General features: G+C 69.4%; 22 protein-coding genes. 8 read left to right on the top strand and 14 right to left on the bottom strand.

The annotated features are described in order from the left end of the window. Positions 1 to 68: 68 nt before the first annotated feature. From WFH44_RS03170 to WFH44_RS03135, 8 genes are all read right to left on the bottom strand, one after another. Positions 69 to 359, bottom strand: a complete 291-nt coding sequence (locus WFH44_RS03170) for a YciI family protein (RefSeq protein WP_336711656.1) — start codon at positions 357 to 359, stop codon at positions 69 to 71. Positions 360 to 397: 38 nt separating this feature from the next. Beyond that, complete coding sequence (locus tag WFH44_RS03165; protein WP_336711654.1) at positions 398 to 2050, bottom strand: hypothetical protein; 1653 nt, start codon at positions 2048 to 2050, stop codon at positions 398 to 400. A 123-nt stretch (positions 2051 to 2173) separates the two neighbouring features. Beyond that, positions 2174 to 3517: a M50 family metallopeptidase gene (locus tag WFH44_RS03160; protein ID WP_336711652.1), complete on the bottom strand. Its 1344-nt coding sequence runs from the start codon at positions 3515 to 3517 to the stop codon at positions 2174 to 2176. Next, on the bottom strand, positions 3514 to 4731 hold the full coding sequence (dxr, locus tag WFH44_RS03155) for a 1-deoxy-D-xylulose-5-phosphate reductoisomerase (protein ID WP_336711651.1): 1218 nt from the start codon (positions 4729 to 4731) through the stop codon (positions 3514 to 3516). The genes WFH44_RS03160 and dxr overlap by 4 nt, the downstream gene beginning before the upstream one ends. 117 nt (positions 4732 to 4848) lie before the next feature. Next, entirely contained in the window at positions 4849 to 5370 is a 522-nt protein-coding gene (locus tag WFH44_RS03150) for a MaoC family dehydratase (protein ID WP_336711649.1), read from the bottom strand. Further along, positions 5367 to 6020, bottom strand: coding sequence for a CoA transferase subunit B (locus WFH44_RS03145; protein WP_336711648.1), 654 nt, complete (start codon positions 6018 to 6020; stop codon positions 5367 to 5369). Before WFH44_RS03145 ends, WFH44_RS03150 begins: the two co-directional genes overlap by 4 nt. Before the next feature lies 1 nt (position 6021). Further along, on the bottom strand, positions 6022 to 6804 hold the full coding sequence (locus tag WFH44_RS03140; RefSeq protein WP_336711646.1) for a CoA transferase subunit A: 783 nt from the start codon (positions 6802 to 6804) through the stop codon (positions 6022 to 6024). 35 nt (positions 6805 to 6839) lie between these two features. After that, positions 6840 to 8003, bottom strand: coding sequence for an acyl-CoA dehydrogenase family protein (locus WFH44_RS03135; RefSeq protein ID WP_336711644.1), 1164 nt, complete (start codon positions 8001 to 8003; stop codon positions 6840 to 6842). Between the two features lie 268 nt (positions 8004 to 8271). Here WFH44_RS03135 and WFH44_RS03130 point away from each other — a divergent pair, with 268 nt between their 5' ends. Both WFH44_RS03130 and WFH44_RS03125 read left to right on the top strand, forming a co-directional pair. After that, the gene (locus tag WFH44_RS03130) at positions 8272 to 8892 is read left to right on the top strand and encodes an SACE_7040 family transcriptional regulator (RefSeq protein WP_336711643.1); all 621 of its coding nucleotides are present in this window, start codon (positions 8272 to 8274) and stop codon (positions 8890 to 8892) included. Between the two features lie 35 nt (positions 8893 to 8927). Then, complete coding sequence (locus WFH44_RS03125; protein WP_264794452.1) at positions 8928 to 9395, top strand: GNAT family N-acetyltransferase; 468 nt, start codon at positions 8928 to 8930, stop codon at positions 9393 to 9395. Here the strand turns inward: WFH44_RS03125 and WFH44_RS03120 are convergent, their stop codons facing one another. The 3 genes from WFH44_RS03120 to pdhA are packed head-to-tail and all read right to left on the bottom strand — an operon-like array spanning position 9396 to position 12942. Continuing rightward, positions 9396 to 10838 carry a dihydrolipoamide acetyltransferase family protein gene (locus WFH44_RS03120; RefSeq protein WP_336711641.1) on the bottom strand — a complete coding sequence of 481 codons (1443 nt, stop codon included), beginning with the start codon at positions 10836 to 10838 and terminating at the stop codon, positions 9396 to 9398. Further along, on the bottom strand, positions 10838 to 11848 hold the full coding sequence (locus WFH44_RS03115) for an alpha-ketoacid dehydrogenase subunit beta (RefSeq protein ID WP_336711639.1): 1011 nt from the start codon (positions 11846 to 11848) through the stop codon (positions 10838 to 10840). Before WFH44_RS03115 ends, WFH44_RS03120 begins: the two co-directional genes overlap by 1 nt. Then, complete coding sequence (gene pdhA / locus WFH44_RS03110) at positions 11845 to 12942, bottom strand: pyruvate dehydrogenase (acetyl-transferring) E1 component subunit alpha (RefSeq protein ID WP_336711821.1); 1098 nt, start codon at positions 12940 to 12942, stop codon at positions 11845 to 11847. The genes WFH44_RS03115 and pdhA overlap by 4 nt, the downstream gene beginning before the upstream one ends. Positions 12943 to 13156: 214 nt before the next feature. Here pdhA and WFH44_RS03105 point away from each other — a divergent pair, with 214 nt between their 5' ends. Continuing rightward, positions 13157 to 13636, top strand: a complete 480-nt coding sequence (locus tag WFH44_RS03105; protein WP_336711637.1) for an Lrp/AsnC family transcriptional regulator — start codon at positions 13157 to 13159, stop codon at positions 13634 to 13636. Between the two features lie 114 nt (positions 13637 to 13750). Beyond that, positions 13751 to 14842, top strand: coding sequence for an alanine dehydrogenase (gene ald / locus WFH44_RS03100; RefSeq protein WP_336711635.1), 1092 nt, complete (start codon positions 13751 to 13753; stop codon positions 14840 to 14842). A 115-nt stretch (positions 14843 to 14957) separates the two neighbouring features. Here ald and WFH44_RS03095 read toward each other — a convergent pair whose 3' ends face one another. Continuing rightward, positions 14958 to 16574 (bottom strand): solute symporter family protein, encoded by a 1617-nt coding sequence (locus WFH44_RS03095; protein ID WP_336711819.1) that lies wholly within the window; start codon positions 16572 to 16574, stop codon positions 14958 to 14960. Further along, the gene (locus WFH44_RS03090; RefSeq protein ID WP_336711633.1) at positions 16574 to 16942 is read right to left on the bottom strand and encodes a DUF485 domain-containing protein; all 369 of its coding nucleotides are present in this window, start codon (positions 16940 to 16942) and stop codon (positions 16574 to 16576) included. The genes WFH44_RS03095 and WFH44_RS03090 overlap by 1 nt, the downstream gene beginning before the upstream one ends. A gap of 149 nt (positions 16943 to 17091) precedes the next feature. On the opposite strand from WFH44_RS03090, the gene WFH44_RS03085 reads away from it, so the two are divergent. From WFH44_RS03085 to WFH44_RS03070, 4 genes are all read left to right on the top strand, one after another. Then, positions 17092 to 18291 carry a sensor histidine kinase gene (locus tag WFH44_RS03085; RefSeq protein ID WP_336711631.1) on the top strand — a complete coding sequence of 400 codons (1200 nt, stop codon included), beginning with the start codon at positions 17092 to 17094 and terminating at the stop codon, positions 18289 to 18291. An 89-nt stretch (positions 18292 to 18380) separates the two neighbouring features. Further along, complete coding sequence (locus tag WFH44_RS03080; protein ID WP_336711629.1) at positions 18381 to 19100, top strand: LytR/AlgR family response regulator transcription factor; 720 nt, start codon at positions 18381 to 18383, stop codon at positions 19098 to 19100. After that, a complete protein-coding gene (locus tag WFH44_RS03075) occupies positions 19097 to 19522 on the top strand; it encodes a hypothetical protein (RefSeq protein ID WP_336711627.1) in 426 nt (141 codons plus the stop codon). The genes WFH44_RS03080 and WFH44_RS03075 overlap by 4 nt, the downstream gene beginning before the upstream one ends. Continuing rightward, positions 19519 to 21015: a sodium/solute symporter gene (locus WFH44_RS03070; RefSeq protein ID WP_336711625.1), complete on the top strand. Its 1497-nt coding sequence runs from the start codon at positions 19519 to 19521 to the stop codon at positions 21013 to 21015. The genes WFH44_RS03075 and WFH44_RS03070 overlap by 4 nt, the downstream gene beginning before the upstream one ends. Here WFH44_RS03070 and WFH44_RS03065 read toward each other — a convergent pair. Further along, entirely contained in the window at positions 21012 to 21617 is a 606-nt protein-coding gene (locus WFH44_RS03065) for a DivIVA domain-containing protein (RefSeq protein WP_336711624.1), read from the bottom strand. The two genes, WFH44_RS03070 and WFH44_RS03065, sit on opposite strands and share 4 nt — an antisense overlap. Positions 21618 to 21640: the final 23 nt, after the last annotated feature.

The following is a 21640-nucleotide window of genomic DNA, read 5'->3' as shown; positions in this document are numbered from 1 at the left end:
AGTTGCTGATCAGGTTTCATTATCCTCCTCGCGGCGCGGGCTTTCGATTGCGCGCCGTGTGGGAAACCTCATGCGTAGTCGGCGAACGCTCCCGTAACCGGCTGCCACTCGGTGACCTTTAGCGCCGAGACCAGGTTCTGCACGTTGAACGGGTCCTGCTTCAGCTCCTGCAGCAGGCCGGCCTCGTCCTGGGCCGTAAAGATCAGCAGGGCGCCGGCGCCGTCGGCATAGGGCCCGGAGGCCAGCAGCCGGCCGGCGGCAACGAAGCCGTTGAGCCATTCGCGGTGTGCCGGCCGGTGCTCGTCGCGGGCGGCTTCCGAGTCGGCGGCGTAGACATACTCCACAGCAAAAACAGTCATGGTGGACACCTTACCCGCCCCGGGGACCGCCGGATTAATCACTGGTACGACACGAACCACGGCGCCGGACTGACGCCCAGGTACGTCCGCTCGGGCGTGAAAGCGGGCATGTCCTCGTCGTAGAAGTTCTTCCATCCCATCCAGGTTCCCTCCGGCAGGTCCTGCCGCAGGGACCGCCAGGTGTCCAGCTTCTGTTCCGGGGTGCCGTGACCGTCCGCGTGCACGACGACGGCGAGTTCCTCGTGCGACATGTCCAGGTCTTCGCGGTTGCCGATCATGCGCAGCTGGAACTGGTGCAGGATGAGCACCTTCTGCGGCAGGTTGTTCCGGCGGGTCAGGCCGGCCAGCCAGGCCGAGACTTCGTTGATCTCCGCCGCCGGCACGGAGCCGATCTGTTCCATGTGCCGCTGCCCCTCCTGCAGCCGCCACTCGGGGTCGAGGGCCAGGCCGACATGCGGCAGCTTCAGCAGTTCTTCATACCGCTTGGCCTGGGTCAGGAAATCCGTGGTTCCCGGCTGCAGGTCCAGCACCACGTAAACGCCCGCCTCGCCGGCCGCGTCCACCCAGCGGCGCAGTTCAGGCACATCCGAGTCCGCCGAATAGTCGCCGTCCGCCCCGGCCGCCTCGGTGGCGACGGTCGCGATGATCTCGAAGGCCGGCTGCACTGGCTGGTCGCTGTACGGCTGGTACTGCTTCGCGAGCTCCTTGGCCCGCTTGATCGCCGCCTGCACGCCCTGCTCCCCCAAGGCGCCGAGCGCCGAGCCGGACGGATGGCCGTAGAGCGCCACCATGCGCCGGGTCGGGAACGCGAGCAGTCCCCCGCCCGGGAGCTCCGGCGCAGTGAGGGCCGCCTCTGCACGGGCGGCGAACGCATCGGCGTCCCCGAAGGCCGCGCCCAGCCCGATCACGTTGTTGTCCGGTGCCGCCCGCAGGAAGTCAATGGTCTCCGGGTCTTCGCGCGGGTCCGCCGCCGGGTCCTGCTGCACGCGGGCACCGGCAGCGCGCGCGACAGCCACCGCCGCCGGCAGCTCCCCTTCCGCTTCTGGAGCCAGCAGCACGGAGCCGGGCGCCGTTCCGCCGGCCCCGGCGGGACGCTCCGCCCGGTCGTCCAGGCCGAGGAGCGCAATTCCGGGCAGCAGCGCGGACCACGCGGACGTTGGCGCCGCCGAGGATGCCCGCGTTCCGGACGTTCCGGCGGGGCTCGGACCTTGGGCCGCTTCCCCACCGGCAGCAGGCGAGGCACCCAAACCCGCAGCCGTCGTCGTACTCTCTGCGGGCGTGCCGAAGACCTTGGCGCTGCGCACCCCGAGCCGTTCGAGCTCGGCCGGCAGCCCGTCGGCCGCGAGCAGGACCGGCACGCCCAGGCTGACCGCTTCCGCGGCGGCCTGCTTGACGGCCGCGGGGTCTTCGGGCGGCGCGAGTACCGCGACGGGACTGGATTCGAAGAGGGCGCGGCTGGCCGCGAGGGCCGCCTCGGCGTCCGTCCCGGCAATCAGTTGGGGTGCCGCTCCCCCTGGCTTCAGGACGACGCGGTCCTGCGCCTGGCGGGTCGACTGGCCCGGGGAGGCCCCGACCTCCACGGTGGAACAGCCGCCGAGGACCAGCGCCGCGGCGGCCGCGGCCGCCGCCAGCACCCGGGCGTGATGCCGATGTCCGGCCTGGAGCACGCGCCCCGGTCGCCTGTCCGCCATGGATCGCCTCCCGCCGTCGTCCGTACTGCCAGACTAGGCCGGTCGCGAAGCATTGGGGAGGCAGTTCCGGTCCCCCGGGCGTGTCAGAGCCTGCCGGGGCAGGGCGGCCTGCGCCGGCGGAGGCTAACCGAAAATGTTCACCGGTTTGACGATGTCCGCATAAATCAGCAGCGCGCCCATGCCCAGCATGACGATCGCGACCGCGTAGGTCAGCGGCAGCAGCCGGGCGATGTCCACCGGCCCCGGATCCGGGCGCCGGAAGAGCCTGGCCACGCCGCGGCGCACGGCCTCCCAGAGGGCGCCGGCGATGTGCCCGCCGTCCAGCGGCAGCAGCGGGATCAGGTTGAAGACGAACAGGGCCAGGTTGACCGAGCCGACCAGCCCGATCAGCGACGCCGCCCGTGCCTCCATCGGGATCTCGTCCATCGCGGTGATTTCGCCGGCGATCCGGCCCACGCCGACCACGCTCATCGGGCCGTTGGGGTCGCGCGGGGCATCGCTGAACGCGGCCTCGGCGACGTCCGCCAGCCGCTGCGGGAGGTGAAGCACGACGCCGGTAATCGCCTGCAGGTTTTCGCCCACCGCCGGCAGTACCTCCGTGGCTGGCTGCGGGGTCAGTTCGGTGGTGGAACCCATGCCGACGAAGCCGGCCTGCTCCACGACCGGATCGCCGCTGGCATCCAGCACCGGCTGGTTGTCCTCGCCCAGCACCGGGCGCTCGGTCAGGATCGGGGTGATGGTCGTGCGGATGGTCTGTCCGCCGCGTTCGAGCACGATCGGGGTCTGCTGGCCGGCGGCGTCGCGGATCCAGCGGGTGAGCTCGTACCAGTCGGTCACGGGCTTGCCGTCGAATTCGGTGACGGTGTCCCCCGGCCGGATGCCGGCGGCGGTGGCAGGCGCCTCGGGGTCGGAGGGCAGGCAGTCCGTCTGGCCGGTCTCGGCCTGCTGGCTGGCGGGGACCACGCACTTGTTGACCTGCGCGATCGTGGTGCTCGGCTGGGCCGTGCCGAAGCCGACCATGACAATGCCGAGCAGGACGACGCCGATCAGCAGGTTCATGAACGGGCCGCCGAGCATGATGATGATCCGCTTGTAGACGGGCAGCTTGTAGAAGAGCCGGTTCTCGTCGCCGGGCTGCAGCCGCTCGGCGTCGGCCGTCCGGGCGTCCTCCGCCAGCTGCTGGAACAGCCCCGTGCTGGACTTGCGCACCCTGCCGTCGCCGCCCTTCGCCGGCGGGTACATGCCGATCATGGAGACGTAGCCGCCGGCGGGGACCGCCTTCAGCCCGTACTCCGTCTCCCCCTTGCGCCGGGAGAACAAGGTCTTGCCGAAGCCGACCATGTACTGGGTGACGCGCACGCCGAACAGCTTGGCCGGCACGAGGTGGCCCACCTCGTGCAGCGCGATGGACACGGCGATGCCGACGGCCACGAAGAGCACGCCGAGGACAAAAAGAAGAACGGTCACAACATTCCTAAACGCTCGCGTGCGGTTTTCCGTGCCCACCGTTCCGCGGCCAGCACCGATTCGACCGTCAGCTCGCCGGAGGGTGCATGCTGGTCCAGCACTGCCGAGATCGTTTCCACGATGGCAGGGAAGCCGATCCGGCCCTCGTGGAAGGCATGCACGGCCTCTTCGTTGGCGGCGTTGTAGACGGCCATGCCCGTACCCGACCCAGCACTGGCCTCCTTGGCCAGCCGCACCGCCGGGAACACGTCCTCGTCCAGGGGCTCGAACGTCCAGCTCGTGGCCTTTGACCAGTCGCAGGGCGCGGCGGCGCCGGGAACGCGGTCCGGCCAACCCATGCCGAGGGCGATCGGCAGCCGCATGTCCGGCGGCGAGGCCTGGGCGATGGTGGAGCCGTCGGTGAACTGCACCATCGAGTGCACCACCGACTGCGGGTGGACCACGACATCGATCCGCTCCAGCGGCACGTCGAACAGGAGGTGCGCCTCGATCACTTCGAGCGCCTTGTTGACCATGCTCGCGGAGTTCGTGGTGACCATGCGGCCCATGTCCCACGTGGGGTGGGCCAACGCCTGCGCGGGCGTCACGCCGGCCAGCTGCCGCCGGGTGAAGCCGCGGAACGGGCCGCCCGACGCGGTCACGATCAGCCGGTCCACCTCGCCGCCGGTCCCCGCGCGCAGGGCCTGTGCCAACGCCGAATGCTCGGAATCCACCGGCACGATCTGCCCGGACCCGGCAGCCGCCTTCACCAGCGGGCCGCCGGCAATCAGCGACTCCTTGTTCGCCAGCGCGAGCACGTGCCCGGCTTCGAGGGCGGCCAGGGTGGGCGCCAGCCCGATCGAACCGGTGATGCCGTTGAGCACGACGTCGGCGTCCTCCCAGGCGGCGGTCCTCGCCGCCGCGTCGGGGCCGGCAAAAAGCTGCGGCGAGTAGCCCGCGAGCGCCGCGTCCTCCGCGGCGGCCTTGATCGCCGTCGACAATTCCTCCACCGTTCCGGAAGCGATGCCGACTGCCTGGGCACGGGTGTGGACCGCCTGCCGGGCGACCAGCTCCAGCTGTCCTCCGCCGGCGGCGAGCGCGGTCACTTCGAAACGCTCCGGCGCGGCGTCGACCACGTCGATGGCCTGGGTGCCGATGGACCCCGTGGAGCCGAGCAGCACAACCTTCCGTCGGCTCGGCGGGGCAGCATCTCGGCTCTGGTCGCGGAACTCCATAGCTTCCAGTATCCCGCACCGGCTCCGCTGCCTCGGACGCACCGGGCGGCTCGGGGCCCTCCCCGGCTAACCGACGCGCGACGCCCCGCCTGTCCCTCGGCAGCGCGGGCTATCGGGCTAGCCCTCCGCCGACCCCGGAGCCGTCCCCGCCGCCTCAAGCGCGTTGCGGTGCCCTTCCTCCGTCCACATCAGGCAGGACCGGCTGGCCGTGGCAACGACGACGCCGTGCTGGTTCCGCCCCGTATGCGCCATGGTGACGATTCCCTGGCCGGGCCGGGAGGACGAGAGCCGCTTGTCCGTTACGACCGTCTCCGTATACAGCGTGTCCCCGTGGAAGAGCGGATGCGGGAACGTGACGTCGGTCAACCCCAGCTGCGCCACGATCGTGCCCTGGGTCAGCTGGGTGACCGACTGCCCGACCACGGTGGCGAGCGTGAACATGGAATTCACCAGCCGCTGGCCGAACGGCTGCGTCCCGGACCAGGCCGCGTCCAGGTGGAGTGCCTGCGTGTTCATGGTGGCCGTGGTGAACAGCACGTTGTCGGTCTCGGTCACGGTCCGGCCCGGCCGATGGACATAGGTCGTCCCCACATTGATCTCCTCGAAGTACAGGCCGCGCTGGACGACGGTCTTGTTCATACGTCGTCCACCTCGTGCTCCTCGATCTTCAGCTCCGCCCCCGTCGCGGCGACCACCTCGTCCACCGGGACGCCGGGCGAGACTTCGCGCAGCACCAGGCCGCCGTCCGTGACATCGATGACGGCCAGGTCCGTGATGATCCGGTCCACGCAGCCCCTGCCGGTCACGGGAAGGGTGCACTCGGCCAGGATCTTGGGGCTGCCGTTGCGGTCCACGTGCTCCATCATCACGATCAGCCGCTTGGCGCCGAAGACCAGGTCCATCGCGCCGCCCATGCCCTTGACCATCTTGCCCGGGACCATCCAGTTGGCCAGGTCTCCGTTTTCGGCCACCTGCATGGCGCCGAGCACTGCCACGTCCACGTGCCCGCCCCGGACCATGCCGAAGGACGTGGCGGAGTCGAAGATCGCCGCGCCCTTGTTCAGGGTCACCGTCTCCTTCCCTGCGTTGATCAGGTCCGGATCCACCAAGTCCTCCACAGGGTAGGGTCCGACGCCGAGGATCCCGTTTTCGGAGTGCAGCACCACCTCCACGCCGGCGGGAATGTAGTTGGGGATCAGCGTGGGCATCCCGATACCCAGGTTCACGTACTGCCCGTTCCTCAGTTCCCGGGCCGCCCGGGCCGCCAGTTCGGTGCGGGAGAGCGCCATGTCAGTTCCCCTCCCCACCGGTTCCGGCCGGCTGCGGCGCGGCAACCGTGCGCTTTTCGATCCGCTTCTCCACGTTGCCGGCGACGACGACGCGCTGGACGAAGATGCCCGGCGTGTGGATCTGCTGCGGGTCCAGCTCCCCCGGCTCCACCAGCTCTTCCACCTCCGCGATGGTGGTCCGGCCTGCCATCGCGCAGAGCGGGTTGAAGTTCATCGCCGTTACGTGGAAGACCAGGTTCCCCAGCCGGTCGCCCCGCCAGGCATGCACCAGCCCGAAATCCGGGCGCAGCGATTCCTCGAGCACGTAGTCCTCGCCGCCGAAACTGCGCACCTCCTTAGGCTCGGACGCGATCGCGACGTTACCCTCGGCGTCGTACTTCTGCGGCAGTCCGCCCTCGCTGACCTGGGTACCCACCCCCGCCGGCGTATAGAAGGCCGGAATGCCCGCGCCGCCCGCGCGCAGCTTCTCGGCGAGGGTGCCCTGCGGGGTGAGGACCACCTCCAGCTCTCCGGCCAGGTACTGCCGCGCGAACTCCTTGTTCTCGCCCACGTAGGAGCTGATGGTGCGGCGGATGCGCCCGTCCCTGAGCAGCACCCCGAGGCCCCAGTCGTCCACCCCGCAGTTGTTGCTGATCGTCTCCAGGTCCGTGGTGCCGGCGTCGTGCACGGCCTGGATCAGCGCCACGGGGATCCCGCAGAGCCCGAACCCGCCGACCGCCAGCGAGGCGCCGTTGCGGATGTCCGCCACGGCCTCGGCGGCGCTGGCTACAACCTTATTGATCACTGCAGTCCTCCTTCGGGCCTCGGCCGGCCGCCGGGTTACAGGCCCAGCCCCCGGGCGATCAGCATCAGCTGCACCTCCGTCGTTCCCTCCCCGACTTCCAGGATCTTCGAGTCCCGATAGTGCCGGGCCACGCGGAATTCGTTGATGAACCCGAAGCCGCCGAAGATCTGCGTGGCGTCCCGGGCATTGTCCATGGCTGCTTCGCCTGACACCATCTTGGCAATCGCGGACTGGGTTTTGAAGGGCTTGCCCGCCAGCATCCGGGCCGCGGCATCGTAATAGGCCAGCCTGGCGGTGTGCGCGCGGGCCTGCATCCGGGCGATCTTGAACTGGATGGACTGGTAATGGCCGATGTTGTGGCCGAACGCCTGCCGCTGCTTGGCGTAGGTCAGCGCCTCGTCCACGCAGCCCTGCGCCGCCCCGGTGGCCAGGGCGGCGATGGCAATCCGTCCCTCGTCCAGGATCTGGAGGAAGTTGGCATAGCCGCGCCCGCGCTGCCCGAGCAGGTTGGCCTCCGGCACCCGCACGTCATCCAGCGTGAGCGGGTGCGTGTCCGAGGCGTTCCAGCCGACCTTGTTGTAGGCCTTCTCCGCGGTGAAGCCGGGCGTGTCCGTGGGCACCAGGATGGTGGAGATCTCCTTGCCGGCGCTCCCGTCCGCCCGCTGCACGGCGCCCGTGACCGCCGTGACCGTGACCAGCCGGCTGATCCGCGTCCCGGAGTTGGTGATGAATTCCTTGCGGCCGTTCACCACCCATTGGCCGTCCTCGAGCCGCGCGGTGGTCTTGGTGCCGCCGGCATCCGAGCCTGCTTCCGGCTCGGTCAGCCCGAAGCCGGCAAGGGCGTCGCCGCTGGTGAGCATGGGCAGCCACTGCCGGCGTTGCTCCTCGGTGCCAAAGCGGTAGACCGGCATGGCCCCGAGCGAGACGCCCGCCTCAAGCGTGATGGCCACGGACTGGTCCACCCGCCCGAGCTGTTCCAGCGCGAGGGCGAGGGCGAAGTAGTCCCCGCCCATGCCGCCGTACTCTTCCGGGAAGGGCAGCCCGAACAGCCCCAGCTCGCCCATCTGCTTCACGATTTCGTACGGGAACGAGTGCTCCTCGTCATGCTTTGCCGAAGCCGGGGCCACCACCTCGTCGGCGAATTCGCGCACGGTGTCCACCAGGTCCCGGTAGTCCTCGCTCAGGGAGAAATCAGGCATCGCTTGGCCTCTTTCTGTACGGGCCCGTCCGCCGCCGGACCGGGAACGGCCGCCGGCGTCCCGGGCACCGCGTCCGCGGGAACGCCGGGCTGGTAATGTCCACCCGGGAAGGCAGAGTCCACATCGACGCCGTTCTTCCTCCGGGGGCCGCGGAACCGGCCCGGGACTGGCCTCGGCCAGCCGTTTTGGTTAGTGTGGATTAACTGAAATTCAGCGTAATGTCCGTCACATCAAATGTCCAGCACCACAGCTGGCAGGAGGAAATGCCGTGTCCGTCAACGCCGCCGCCGACGCCGGACGGGTCACCGGACGCAGCCAAGCCAAGGCTTCCCGCCGCGCGGCCCTGCTGGCCGCGGCCGCCCAGCTTTTCGCCGAACGGGGCTTTAACGGAGTCTCCATCGAAGACCTTGGCGCGGCGGCGGGCGTCAGCGGGCCGGCCGTCTACCGGCACTTCAGCAGCAAGCACGCGGTCCTGTCCGCCCTGCTGACCGGGGTCAGCCAGGACCTGCTGGACGGCGGGCGTGCCGTCGTCGACAGTTCCCCCGACCCCGAGGACGCCCTGCGCGGGCTGATCGAATTCCATGTCGACTTCGCCCTGAGCAATCCGGACGTCATCCGCGTGCACGACCGGGACCTGGACAGCCTCCCGCCGGAGGAATCGGCCCACGTGCGGGACCTGCAGCGCCAGTATGTCGAGGTCTGGGTGGCCGTGCTCTCCCAGATGCTTCCGGCCCAGGACACTCCGCGGCTGCGGATGCGCGCGCACGCCGCCTTCGGCCTGATCAACTCCACGCCGCACTCGCTGCACCGGGGCAAGCGCCAGCGGGACAAGGGCTGGCGCCGAAACCTGCTGGAACAAATGGCATGGGCAGCCCTGAAAGCCGAGTAGTCTGTTGAGACCACCTAGACCCGAAAGGTTCCAAAATGATTGAGTTGCGCCCCGTGGAGCCGGCGGACCTGGACAAGTTCTTCGAGTACCAGCGGGACCCGGATGCCAACCACATGGCCGCATTCTCCGCCAAGGACCCTTCCGACCGAGGCGTCTTCAACCACCACTGGCAGAACATCCTCAATGATGAGCAGATTGTTGTCCGCACCGTCACCGCGGACGGCGAGGTCGTCGGCAGTGTCCTGGCCTACCCGTCCGAGGGCTACCCGGAACTCAGCTTCTGGACCGCCAAGTCGCACTGGGGCCGGGGCATCACCTCCGCCGCGGTAGAGAAGTTCCTGGCCGAGTTCACCGCCCGGCCGATCCGTGCCCGCGCCGTCAAGGACAACCTTGGCTCCATCAAGGTGCTCGAAAAGGCCGGGTTCAAGCCGGTCGGCGAGTCCAAGGGGTTCGCCAACGCCCGCGCAGCAGTGGTGACCGAGGAGATCCTCGAGCTGGTCTGATCAGACCATCGCCAGGAGCACGGCGGGGTCGCTGATGATCGCGCCGACATCCGACAGGAACCGTGCCGCCTGCTCCCCGTCCACCAACCGGTGGTCGAAGGACAGGCTGAGCGTCATCACCTGGCGCAGTTCGATGCCGCCTCGGTACTCCCACGGCCGCCGCTGCACCGCGCCCGTGGCGAGGATCGCCGTCTCCCCCGGGTTGAGGATGGGCGTCCCGGCGTCGATGCCGAAAACGCCGATGTTGGTCAGCGAGATGGTGCCGCCGGAGAGTTCTGCCGGCGCCGTCCTGCCCTCCCGCGCCCGGCCGGCCAGTTCCGCCAGCGCGCCGGCAAGCGCCGCCAGGTCCAGGGCCTGCGCATCCTTGATGTTCGGGACCAGCAGCCCGCGCGGCGTCGCGGCGGCGATGCCCAGGTTGACGTAGTTCTGCTGCACGATCTCCTGGTGCTCCTCGTCCCACCGCGCGTTCAGCAGCGGGTGGCGGTCCAGCGCGACGCAGAGGGCCTTCGCCGCCAAGGTCAACGGGGTCAGCTTGGTCCCCGTGAAGGCGCGCTGCCCGCGGAGCCGGTCCAGCAGTTCCAGGCCGGCCGTCGCGTCGACCGTCAGGAACGACGTGGCATGCGGAGCCGTGAAGGCGCTGGCCACCATCGCCGCGGCCATCTGCCTGCGCACGCCCTTGACCGGCAGCCGGCTTTCACGCTCCGCGGCGCCGCCGAGCCAGCGCCTGCCGGCAGCCGCTGGCACCCCTGCTGGCGGCATGGCAGGCGGGACGGCGGCACCGGCACGGAAGCCCTCGACGTCCGCACGCGTGATCAGCCCGTCCCGCCCTGTGCCGCGGACAAGGGCGAGGTCCACCCCGAGCTCCCTGGCCAGCTTGCGCACCGGCGGCGTCGAACGCGGCCGTTCCTTCAGCTCCGGTTCCGTCCCGCCGGCAACTGCGAATGCGGGGCCGGTCCGGCCCGCAAGCGGCGGAGCGGCGGGAGCAGCGCCGGGCGGCGGCGCATCGAAAGTACGACGGCGGCGCGCCGGCTTCCCGGTCCCCTCGGCTTGGGCACCGTACCCCACCAGGACCGCCTCGCGGGCCGGGGCGGACACCGGCGCGTGCGCAGCCGCGGAATTACCCGCGGCGAGCCCGGCTGGCCCGGCCGATGCCTGTCCGGCGTCTGCCGCTCCGGTATTCGCCGCTCCGCTATTCGCGTCGCCGGCCACCTCGAAGGAGACGATCGGCTCGCCGACGTTTACCGTGGTTCCCGGAGCCTCATGCAGGGTCTTGACCACGCCGGCGAACGGCGACGGCAGCTCCACGACCGCCTTGGCCGTCTCGACTTCGCCCAGGATCTGGTTGAGTTCGACCTTGTCCCCCTCGGCCACCCGCCAGCTCACGATCTCCGACTCGGTCAGGCCCTCGCCCAGGTCCGGCAGCTTGAACACGCGTACCGCCATCAGTACCCCTCCCCGCCGCCGAGCGAATTCCGGCGGTCCAGCACCCGGTCCACGCCGTCGAGGATGCGGTCCAGGTTGGGGAGGTGGTGCTGCTCCATTTTCGCCGGCGGGTACGGAATATCGAAGCCGGTGATCCGTTCCGGGGCGTGCTCCAAGTGGTAGAAGCAGCGCTCGGTGATGGAAGCAGCCAGTTCGGCGCCCAGGCCTCCGGTCCTGGACGCTTCATGGGCCACGACCAGCCGGCCGGTCTTGCGCACCGAGGCCTCCACCGTGCCGAAATCGATGGGCGACAGCGAGCGCAGGTCGATCACCTCGAGGGAGATCCCCTCCTCGCGGGCTGCTGCCGCCGCTTCCCGGGCCACCTGGACCAGCGGCCCGTAGGTGACGAGCGTCGCGTCGTCGCCGGGCACTTCCACCCTGGCCTGCTCCATCGGATAGCTATCCAGCCCGGCTTCCTCGTCCACCTCTCCCTTGGTGTGGTAGCGGCGCTTGGGCTCGAAGAAGAGCACCGGGTCATCGCAGGCAATGGCCTGCTGGATCATGAGGAACGCGTCCTGCGGGTTCGACACTGAGACCACGCGCAGGCCCGGGGTGTGCAGAAAGTACGCTTCCGGTGATTCCGAATGATGCTCCGCCGCCCCGATTCCGCCGCCGAACGGAACCCGGATGGTCAGTGGCATCTTGACCCTCCCCCGGGTGCGGTAATGCAGCTTGGCCACCTGGCTCACAATCTGGTTGAACGCCGGATAGATGAACCCGTCAAACTGGATTTCGCACACCGGGCGGTATCCGCGGTAGGCCATGCCGACGGCCGTACCAAGAATTGCGGATTCCGCCAGTGGGGCATCGATGACCCGGTGGGCACCGAAGTCTTTTTGCAGCTCGTCCGTGATCCGGAAGACGCCGCCCAGCATACCGATGTCCTCGCCAATGAGGACCACCTTCGAATCCCGCTCCATCGCGCGGCGCAGGCCGGAGTTGATCGCCCGGCCGAAGGTCATGGTGCTCATGACGCACCTCCCGGAGCCGTCTCGAATGATGCAAGGTACCGCTGGTAGTCCCGACGCTGGCCGGCCAGGACTGCGTGCGGCGTGGCGTAGACATTGTCGAACACGTCGAGCTCGCCCGGCTCGGGCATGCTGACGCAGGCCTCGCGCAGCTCGTTGGCCGCCCGGTCCGCGGCCTCCCGGACCCGTTCCGTGACGTCCGCCCCGAGGAGCCCCTCCGCGTCCAGCAGCCGGCCGAGCCGGTCGATGGGATCGCGTCCCTTCCAGTCCTCAAGTTCATTGGGATCCCGGTAACGGGACGGATCATCCGCCGTCGTATGCGGACCCATCCGGTAGGTCACCGCCTCGATGAAGGTGGGACCGCCGCCGCCCCGCGCCCGGTCCAGGGCCTGGCGTGTCACCGCGAGGCAGGCCAGCACGTCGTTGCCGTCCACCCGGACGCTCGGGATACCGAAACCGGGAGCGCGGTCCGCAATGTCGCGCTGCGCCTGCAGCCGCACCGGCTCGGAGATGGCCCACTGGTTGTTCTGGCAGAAGAAGATGACGGGCGCCTGGAAGCTGGCGGCAAACACCATGGCCTCATTCGAGTCCCCCTGGCTCGTTGCGCCGTCGCCGAAGTACGAGACCGCCACCGAGTCGGCGCCGTCGAACTTCGTGGCCATCGCGTAGCCGGTGGCGTGCAGCGTCTGCGCGCCGATGATGACCTGCGGCGTGGCCATGTTGACGGCGTACGGATCCCAGCCGGAAGGGGCGTTGCCGCGCCAGACCCGGAGCATGTCCGCATAGCCCACGCCCCGGCAGTAAGCCACGCCGTTTTCGCGGTAGCTGGAGAAGACGAAGTCGTCCTTGCGCAGGGCGCGGCCGGAGCCGATCTGCGCCGCTTCCTGCCCCAGCAGCGGCGGCCACAGCGCCAGTTCCCCCTGCCGCTGCAGGGCGGTGGCTTCCTGGTCGAGCCGGCGGACTACGACCATGTCCTCGTAAAGGCCCTGCAGCGCCGCGCCGTCGACGTCCTCGATCCATTCCTCGAAGCCGCCGCCGGTCCGGGTGCCGTCCGGCGCCAGAAGCTGGATGAGGTCTTCCTGCGGAACCGGGCCCATGCCATGTAGGGACACTGCTGCACGCGCTCCTTCGCTCGTGGTGTTGCCGCCCCGGTGTTCTTGTGGATGTCCGAACCGGCTTAGGGCCTTCCGACGCCTTTGTCGGAAGGTAGTTGTGACGATACTCACATGAGGCATCAAGCGCAATCTCCATCGCCGTGTCTGCGCATATTGCTCTGTTGGAGCGGGTTTGATCGTGCTAACGTTTCGCACTATGCGGCCCTTGGACGGCACTGACATCCGGTTGCTGACGGCTCTGTCGAGGGACGCCCGCAGCACCGTCGTCGCGCTCGCGCAGCAGCTAGGACTCTCCCGCAACACCGTGCAGGCCCGGCTTGCCCAGCTTGAAGCCAGTGAGGTGTTCCTGACGTTCGAGCGCCGGATCAGTCCGGCCGCTTTGGGCTATCCGCTGAAGGCGTTCATCCACATCCACGTGCAGCAGCGCAAACTGGAGCAGATCACCGCGGAACTGGCGTTGATTCCCGAGCTGCTGGAGGCCTACGGCGTTACCGGAAACGCGGACATCCTCGCCCAGGTGGTCTCGCGCAGCGCCGAGGACCTGTTCCGGATCAACAGCCAGGTGCTCGCCATCGACGGCGTGGAGCGCACGGACACCTCCCTGGCCATGCATGAGCTGGTCCCGTTCCGCGTCGGCCCGCTGCTGCGCCAGGCCGAGGATCCTTCGGCCGGCTGACTGCTGCACAGCCGCCCGGTTCGGGAGTAGGCTCGGGGCACGACGTCCCGCGCACCAGCCGCCGGCTGAGAGACGACGGCGCCCCGCGGGCCCAGGTGCGAAGGAGTCAGTGCCATGCAGATCGGCGTTCCCCGCGAAGTCAAGAACAACGAGTTCCGGGTGGCGATCACCCCGGCCGGCGTCAACGAACTGATCCTCTCCGGCCACGCCGTAACGGTGGAAACCGGGGCCGGCCTCGGCTCCGCGATCACCGACGAGGACTACACGGCGGCCGGAGCCCGGATCGCCGACTCCGCGGACGAGGCCTGGTCGGAGTCCGAACTCGTCCTGAAGGTGAAGGAGCCCGTGGCGGAGGAATACCACCGGCTCCGCCCGGATCTGACCCTCTTCACGTACCTGCATCTGGCGGCGGACGCGCAGCTGACGGCGCAGCTGTGCGAACAGCGGGTGACCGCCGTGGCCTACGAGACGGTGCAGCTGCCGGACCGCTCGCTGCCGCTGCTGGCACCGATGTCCGAGGTCGCCGGGCGGCTGGCGCCCCAGGTCGGAGCACAGACCCTGCTCAAGCCCCAGGGCGGCCGCGGCGTGCTCATGGGCGGCGTGCCGGGCACGCACGCCGCCAACGTCGTCGTGATCGGCGCGGGCGTCGCCGGGGCCAATGCCGTCTCGATGGCGGTCGGCATGCGGGCCAACGTGACCGTGCTGGACACGAACGTGCGCCGGCTCCAGCAGCTCGACGACCTCTACCAAGGGCGCGTCAACACCATCGCGAGCAACGCCTGGGAGCTGGAGACGGCGGTGCTGCAGGCGGACCTGGTGATCGGCGCCGTCCTCGTGCCCGGAGCGAAGGCGCCGAAGCTCATCACCAACGAGCTGGTCTCGCGCATGCGGCCGGGCGCCGTGCTGGTCGACATCTCGATCGACCAGGGCGGCTGCTTCGAAGATTCCCGCCCGACCACGCATGCGGATCCGACGTTTGCCGTGCATGACACCGTGTTCTACTGCGTCGCCAACATGCCCGGCGCCGTTCCGCGGACGTCGACCTACGGGCTGACCAACGCCACGCTGCCCTATGTCAGGGCGATCGCCGAGGAAGGCGTGGACGCCGCGGCCCGGCGGCTGCCCGAACTGCTGCCCGGCGTGAACACACGGGACGGCCACATCGTCTCCGAGCCGGTCAAGCTCGCCCACCCCCAGCTCGCCTGACCACGGGCCCCTTCCGCAACTGCCGGGACGACGGCGGGCGGGCCCGGAATGCTCCGGACCCGCCCGGGTCTCTCTCCGGCTCCGGCCGTTGGAACGGCCGCCGGCTCTGTGAGGCCTAGTGGTCGACCGCCTTCTCGGCGCCTACACCGGTGAGCGAACGGACCTCCATTTCGGCCTGCTTCGCCGGGTCCTCGACCGTCTTGTCCAGCACGGTGCCGAGCCATCCGAGGAAGAACGCCAGCGGGATGGAGACGATGCCCGGGTTCTTCAGCGGGAACCAGGCGAAGTCCGCGCCGGGGATCATCGACGTTTCGGATCCAGAGACCACCGGGGAGAAGGCGATCAGGACGACGGCGGCGGCGAGGCCTCCGTACATCGACCACACTGCACCGCGGGTGGAGAATTTCTTCCAGAACAGGGAGTAGATGATCGTCGGCAGGTTCGCCGAGGCCGCGACCGCGAAGGCCAGCGCCACCAGGAACGCCACGTTCTGTCCCTGGGCGCCGATGCCGCCGAGGATGGACAGGACGCCGATGACCACGACCGTGCGGCGGGCGACCTTGACCTCGCCGTCCGCGTCGACTTTGCCCTTGCGGACCACGTTGGCGTAGATGTCGTGGGCGAAGGACGCCGCGGCCGTGATGGTCAGGCCGGCGACGACGGCCAGGATGGTGGCGAACGCGACGGCGGAGATCACGCCCAGCAGCAGCGGGCCGCCGAGGTGGAACGCCAGCAGCGGGGCCGCGGAGTTCACGCCGCCCGGGGCCGCATTTATGGCGTCCGGTCCGATCAGCGCGCCGGCGCCGTAGCCGAGCACCAGGGTGAACAAGTAGAACGCGCCGATCAGCCAGATGGCCCAGACCACCGAGCGGCGGGCCTCCTTCGCCGTCGGAACGGTGTAGAAACGCATCAGCACGTGGGGCAGGGCCGCGGTGCCGAGCACCAGCGCCAGGGCCAGCGAGATGAAGTCGAACTTGGACGTTTCGCTCACGCCGTACTGGAGGCCCGGGTTGAGGATCTCGGGGTTGCCGGCCGTCGCGGCGGCGTCGCCGAGCAGCGCCGAGAGGTTGAAGCCGTACAGCGCCAGCACCCAGACGGTCATGACGAACGCACCGGCAATCAGCAGGCAGGCCTTGATGATCTGTACCCAGGTGGTGCCCTTCATGCCGCCCACCAGGACGTACAGGATCATCAGCGCGCCGACGACGGTGATGACGATGGACTGGCCGAGCCGGTCATCGATGCCGAGCAGCAGCGAGACCAGCGCGCCCGCGCCCGCCATCTGGGCCAGGAGGTAGAAGAAGCAGACGGCCAACGTCGTCGTCGCCGCAGCGATCCGCACCGGGCGCTGCTTCAACCGGAAGGACAGCACGTCCGCCATGGTGAACTTGCCGGTATTGCGCAGCAGTTCCGCCACCAGCAACAGCGCCACCAGCCATGCCACCAGGAAGCCGATCGAGTAGAGGAAGCCGTCATAGCCGTTGATCGCGATCGCCCCGACGATGCCGAGGAAGGAGGCGGCGGAGAGGTAGTCGCCGGCGATGGCGGTGCCGTTCTGCGGGCCGGTGAAGGACCGGCCGGCGGCATAGTAGTCCGCCGCGGTCTTGTTGTTCCGGCTGGCCCGGAGCACGATCACCATGGTGATGGCAACGAACAGGCCGAAGATCGTCATGTTCAGCCACGGCTCGCCCACCTGCGTGGTCTCCTGCGTGACGGTGGTGAGCGGAAGCATCACTTGGTCCCTCCTGCCGGGGGCTGCTCGGTGGACTCCAGGTCATGCCGGATACCGGCGGCGATGGGATCCAGCTTCTTGTTGGCGTAGCTGACGTACCACATGGTGATCGCGAAGGTGCTCACGAACTGGAGCAGGCCCATGACCAGGCCGACGTTGATGTTGCCCACGAGCTTGATGGACATGAAGTCGTGCGCATAGTCGGCCAGCAGCACGTACAGGAAGTACCAAAGCAGGAATGCGATGGCCATCGGGAAAACGAAACTGCGGTGGCGGTGCCGGAGCTCCTTGAACTCGGGCCGCTGCTGGACTTCCTGGAAGTCCACGGTGGCCGTCGGGTCGGCCTCCGGGCTGGGTTGTTGTCCCATGTCTGCCTCCTTGTGAGGGTGTGTGACTGGGATCACTCTGCTACGCGGCCCTGCGTGCTGTCCCGCCCTTCGCGCCGGCGATCGCCGAACGGCAATTGCGCTGCGACGAATGGCGGCCCGTTGCGCCGAACTGCCGTTAGGGTGAAGGCATGGTCAGCCCGGCGGTCGATATTGCCCTCATCGCGGCGATCGCCATTATTACCGTGGCGGTCGTCTCGCTGGTCGGGTTCAAGCTCAGCCGGTCCAGCCGGGAACTGGGTTCCGAGGCAGAACTGGCCACGTACAACACGCTGCACACGGCAGGGCTCGCGGGGCCGTACCTGCGCCGGGGGCTGACGCCGGACGGGGCGGCCAAGGCCGCGGGCTACCTTCGCGGAATGCTGGACAGCAGCCGGCTGGTGATCACGGACGAGGCCGGCGTGCTGGCGTGGGACCCGCAGACGGAGGACCATGACGAGGACGCCATGGTGCTGGCCGGCAAGGTGCTGGAGTCCGGGCGCACCCAGGTCTACCGCCGGCCCCGGGGAACGCCGGCGGACGGCGCAGCGGAGGGGCTCGCGGCGGAGGCGGTCTTCTCCCCCATCCGGGTCCAGGAGCGCGTGGTGGGAACCATCGGTGCCTACAGCGCCCAGGTGAAGCCGTCGCTGGTCCGGGCCACGAACGAGGTGGCCGCCTGGGTCGCCACGCAGATCGAGCTGGCCGAACTGGATGCTTCCCGGACCCTGCTGATGGAGGCCGAAGTACGCGCTCTGCGCGCGCAGATCAGCCCGCACTTCATCTACAACTCGCTCAACGCGATCGCGTCCTACATCCTCACGGATCCGGTCCGCGCCCGCGAACTGGTGATCGAGTTCGCCGACTTCACCCGCTACTCGTTCCGGCGCCACGGGGACTTCACCACCGTCGCGGAGGAGCTCCGGTCGATCGACCGCTACCTGCTGCTCGAGCGCGCACGGTTCGGCGACCGGCTCAAGGTCAGCCTGCAGATCGGCCCCGAGGTGCTCAGCACCGTCATTCCGTTCCTGTCCCTGCAGCCGCTGGTCGAGAACGCCGTCCGCCACGGGCTGGAGGCCAGGGAAGGGCCCGGCCATATCACCATCACCGGGCGGGACGACGGCGAGTATGCGGTCCTGGGCATCGAGGACGACGGCGTGGGCATGGACCCGGACCGGCTGCGCCAGATGCTCGCCGGGCACACGGCCGGGGACCACGTGGGCCTGCGCAACGTCGATTCCCGGCTGCGCCAGGTCTACGGGGACGACCACGGCCTGGTCATCGAGACCGCGCCCGGCGCCGGGACGCTGATCACGATGCGGATCCCGAAGTTCCAGCCCGGCCACGAAGTGTGAGCAGGCCCGCGCCCGTGGCCGGGCAGGACGCCGGGCCACGCGGATCCGGGCAGGCTTCCCGGGCCCCCGGACTCAGTAGACTGTCCCCTATGGTCAACGTTGTCATCGCCGACGATGAAGTGCCCGCCGTCGAAGCCCTCGCCTACCTCCTTGCCCGGGATCCCCGGATCGGCAAAATCCACAAGGCGACCAGCGGCGCGGAAGCACTGCGCGCGCTGGAGAACCACGACGTTGACGCGATGTTCCTGGACATCCACATGCCGGCCCTGACCGGCCTCGACATCGCCAGGGTGATATCGCGCTTCAGCCGGCCGCCCGCCGTCGTATTCGTCACGGCTGACGAAGACCAGGCTCTGGAGGCGTTCAACCTGGCCGCGGTGGACTACCTGCTGAAGCCGGTACGCGCCGAGCGGCTGGCCGAATCGGTCAGGCGGGTATGCGAGCTGATGGAAGACGGCGCGGCCCAACCGGAAGTGATCACGGTGGACCAGGGCGGCATCACGAAGATGATCAGGCGGGACGAGATCAAGTTCGTCCAGGCCCAGGGCGACTACGCGCGGCTCCACACCGCCGAGGGCAGCTACCTGATCCGGGTGCCGCTGAACGACCTGGAACGCCAGTGGGCCGACGCCGGCTACCTGCGGATCCACCGCTCCTACCTGGTGTCGGTCGGCGCGATCCAGCAGATGCGCACCGCCGGCGGACGGGCCAGCGTGCTGGTGGACGGAGCCGAACTGCCGGTCAGCCGCCGCAGCCTGCCCGCGGTCCGCGACCGGCTGGAGGCGAACCGCGTCAGGCCGGGCGGATGAGCCAGGAGCCGCAGCGCCGCCCGCCGGCTCGGGTCCGCGTCACCGCTCCCCGCACCCGCGCGGCCGCCGCCCGGAGCCGCTACAGCGTCTCGCGCGAGCTGGCAGAGCAGTCCGAACTGGGCGAGATGTTCATCCGCTCGCTCATGCGTTCCCAGCTCCGGCTTGCCCTTGTCGTAGCGGGCGGGTTCGGGCTGATCCTGCTCGGCGTGCCCATGCTGATGCTGCTCTTCCCCAGCGTCAACGGCATGAGCGTCTTCACGGTGCCGCTGCCGTGGCTGCTGCTCGGCGCAGGTGTCTACCCCGTCATCATCGTCTGCGCCGCGCTCTACAACCGGGCGGCGGCGCGCAATGAGGACCGCTTCCGGCAGCTGGTCGATGACGACCGCGGCTCCCGGCCAGCGTGGTCGGCGGAGCCCGAATGACCCCGGCGGTACTCGTCGGGCTCGGCGCCGTCTGCGTGGCCACGGTGCTGATCAGCGTCTACGGGCTGCGGATTTCCAGGACAACGGGCGACTTCTACGTCGCGTCCAGGACGGTGCGTCCGTGGTGGAACGCGTCGGCGATCGGCGGCGAATACCTGTCCGCCGCCAGCTTCCTCGGCGTCGCGGGACTCATCCTCGTCTCGGGCATCGACGCGCTTTGGTTCCCGATCGGCTACACGGCCGGCTACCTGATGCTGCTGCTGTTCGTCGCCGCACCCCTGCGCCGCTCCGGCGCCTACACGCTCCCGGACTTCGCTGCGGCCAGGCTCGACTCGCGTCCGGCGCGCCGGGTGACGAGCGTCCTGGTGGTCACCATTGGCTGGCTGTACATCGTGCCGCAGCTGCACGGCGCCGCCCTGACCGTACGCATCACCACCGGGCTCCCCGCGTGGGTGGGCGCCGCCGTCGTTGTTGTGGTGGTCGTGCTGACGGTGATGGCCGGCGGAATGCGCTCGATCACGTTCGTCCAGGCGTTCCAGTACTGGCTGAAGCTGACCGCGCTGGCGGTACCGGCCGTCTTCGTACTGCTCACGCTCGGAGCCCAGGGGGCGCCGATCACCGACGGCGGGGCGGCCTTCCTGCGGGACCTGGACGTCACCGACGCGGCCTCGCCCTACCGCAACGTTTCGCTCATCATCGCCCTGCTGTTCGGCACCCTCGGGCTGCCGCACGTCCTGGTCCGGTTCTACACCAATCCGGACGGGTCTGCCGCGCGGCGGACCACGGTCATCGTACTGGGGCTGCTCGCGCTCTTCTACCTCTTCCCCACCATCTTCGGGGTGCTCGGGCGGATCTACACGCCCGACCTTGCGGTGGGCGGCCAGGCGGATGCCACGGTGCTGCTGCTCCCGCAGCGGGTGCTCGGTTCCACCGGCGGCGACCTGCTGGCCGCCCTAATCACGGGCGGTGCGTTCGCGGCGTTCCTATCGACGACGTCGGGGCTGGTGGTCTCGCTGGCCGGGGTGGTCAGCCAGGACCTCTTCCACGGCAGCGTCAAAGGATTCCGCTGGGCCGCCGTGCTGTCCGCAGCCGTTCCCCTGGTGGTCGCCCTGGCCACCGATTCAAGGGCGCTGGCCGGCAGCATCGGAACGGTCTTCGCGTTTACCGCCTCCACGATCTGCCCGATGCTGCTGCTGGGCATCTGGTGGCACGGCCTCACGGCGGCCGGCGCCATCGCCGGTATGGCCGCCGGCGCCGCGGTCTGCGGTTCGGCGATCGTCGCCGCGGCGGTCGGCGGCGCAGCGCTCGGCCCGTTCGCGGAACTGCTGGCCCAGCCCGCCGCCTGGAGCGTGCCGCTGGCGTTCGCCGTCATGGTCGTGGTCTCGAGGCTGACGGCTTCCCGCCAGCCCGCTACCGTCAGCCGAGTTATGGCCCGGCTGCATGCGCCGGAACGGGCGGACACGGGCTGGCGGCCGGCGGGACCGCAGGCCTAGTCGATCGCCGCCATCAGCTCGACCGCCCGGTCCAGGAAGGCGTCCACCTGGGCCTCTTCGTAGCCCTCTTCGCCCTTGGCCTCGCGGAACACCGCCCGGCGGACCACGTCAACGCTCAGCTGCTGGTCCCTCTCCAGGTACCCCAGCAGTTCTTCGCACAGGGCGTCCACGTCTTCGACGTTGTAGCTCGGTGCGTTGCGCTTGGTCGGGCGGCGGAACCGTTCTCCCGGCTCACGGTGCAGGCGGGCGCGCAGCCCGGCGGACACCCGGCCGATCTGTCCCAGCCAGGCCTCCTCGCCCTCGGCATCGATCAGGGCGTCGCGCTCGCGCTGGGCGAAGACATCCTCCAGCCGGTCCAGGGCGGCGTCGACGGCCCCGGGGTCGTAGCCACCGCGTGCCGGTTCGAAGGTCATTGCCCGGACATCGCGGCTGGTGATCCGGGCACCATCGGCTTCGTGGGAGTTGAAGTGCTCACGTGCACGGGCCAGGAACTGATCCACTTGGCGGACGTTGTAGCCGAGTTCGCGGCGTCCCACCCGTTCGAAGGGCGCCGGCTCCCTGTCCGCATCACTTGCTAGTCGCGCCATGGTCAGCTGGAGCATCCCCCTTCAAGAGCGGCTTCAGT

The organism is Arthrobacter sp. USHLN218 (genome assembly GCF_037144715.1).
Classification (GTDB): Bacteria; Actinomycetota; Actinomycetes; order Actinomycetales; family Micrococcaceae; genus Crystallibacter.
This window is presented reverse-complemented; position numbering and strand designations above follow the sequence as displayed.

What these genes read in the sequence shown, in the direction of transcription:
- WFH44_RS03135 (WP_336711644.1), bottom strand. Translation starts at nt 8,003, where the DNA reads ATGCCTGATTTCTCCCTGAGCGAGGACTACCGGGACCTGGTGGACACC.
- pdhA (WP_336711821.1), bottom strand. Translation starts at nt 12,942, where the DNA reads ATGGGCCCGGTTCCGCAGGAAGACCTCATCCAGCTTCTGGCGCCGGAC.
- WFH44_RS03085 (WP_336711631.1), top strand. Translation starts at nt 17,092, where the DNA reads ATGGTCAGCCCGGCGGTCGATATTGCCCTCATCGCGGCGATCGCCATT.
- WFH44_RS03125 (WP_264794452.1), top strand. Translation starts at nt 8,928, where the DNA reads ATGATTGAGTTGCGCCCCGTGGAGCCGGCGGACCTGGACAAGTTCTTC.
- WFH44_RS03105 (WP_336711637.1), top strand. Translation starts at nt 13,157, where the DNA reads ATGCGGCCCTTGGACGGCACTGACATCCGGTTGCTGACGGCTCTGTCG.
- WFH44_RS03170 (WP_336711656.1), bottom strand. Translation starts at nt 359, where the DNA reads ATGACTGTTTTTGCTGTGGAGTATGTCTACGCCGCCGACTCGGAAGCC.
- WFH44_RS03115 (WP_336711639.1), bottom strand. Translation starts at nt 11,848, where the DNA reads ATGAGCACCATGACCTTCGGCCGGGCGATCAACTCCGGCCTGCGCCGC.
- WFH44_RS03095 (WP_336711819.1), bottom strand. Translation starts at nt 16,574, where the DNA reads ATGCTTCCGCTCACCACCGTCACGCAGGAGACCACGCAGGTGGGCGAG.
- WFH44_RS03080 (WP_336711629.1), top strand. Translation starts at nt 18,381, where the DNA reads ATGGTCAACGTTGTCATCGCCGACGATGAAGTGCCCGCCGTCGAAGCC.
- dxr (WP_336711651.1), bottom strand. Translation starts at nt 4,731, where the DNA reads ATGGAGTTCCGCGACCAGAGCCGAGATGCTGCCCCGCCGAGCCGACGG.
- WFH44_RS03150 (WP_336711649.1), bottom strand. Translation starts at nt 5,370, where the DNA reads ATGAACAAGACCGTCGTCCAGCGCGGCCTGTACTTCGAGGAGATCAAT.
- WFH44_RS03065 (WP_336711624.1), bottom strand. Translation starts at nt 21,617, where the DNA reads ATGCTCCAGCTGACCATGGCGCGACTAGCAAGTGATGCGGACAGGGAG.
- WFH44_RS03165 (WP_336711654.1), bottom strand. Translation starts at nt 2,050, where the DNA reads ATGGCGGACAGGCGACCGGGGCGCGTGCTCCAGGCCGGACATCGGCAT.
- ald (WP_336711635.1), top strand. Translation starts at nt 13,751, where the DNA reads ATGCAGATCGGCGTTCCCCGCGAAGTCAAGAACAACGAGTTCCGGGTG.
- WFH44_RS03120 (WP_336711641.1), bottom strand. Translation starts at nt 10,838, where the DNA reads ATGGCGGTACGCGTGTTCAAGCTGCCGGACCTGGGCGAGGGCCTGACC.
- WFH44_RS03075 (WP_336711627.1), top strand. Translation starts at nt 19,097, where the DNA reads ATGAGCCAGGAGCCGCAGCGCCGCCCGCCGGCTCGGGTCCGCGTCACC.
- WFH44_RS03070 (WP_336711625.1), top strand. Translation starts at nt 19,519, where the DNA reads ATGACCCCGGCGGTACTCGTCGGGCTCGGCGCCGTCTGCGTGGCCACG.
- WFH44_RS03090 (WP_336711633.1), bottom strand. Translation starts at nt 16,942, where the DNA reads ATGGGACAACAACCCAGCCCGGAGGCCGACCCGACGGCCACCGTGGAC.
- WFH44_RS03145 (WP_336711648.1), bottom strand. Translation starts at nt 6,020, where the DNA reads ATGGCGCTCTCCCGCACCGAACTGGCGGCCCGGGCGGCCCGGGAACTG.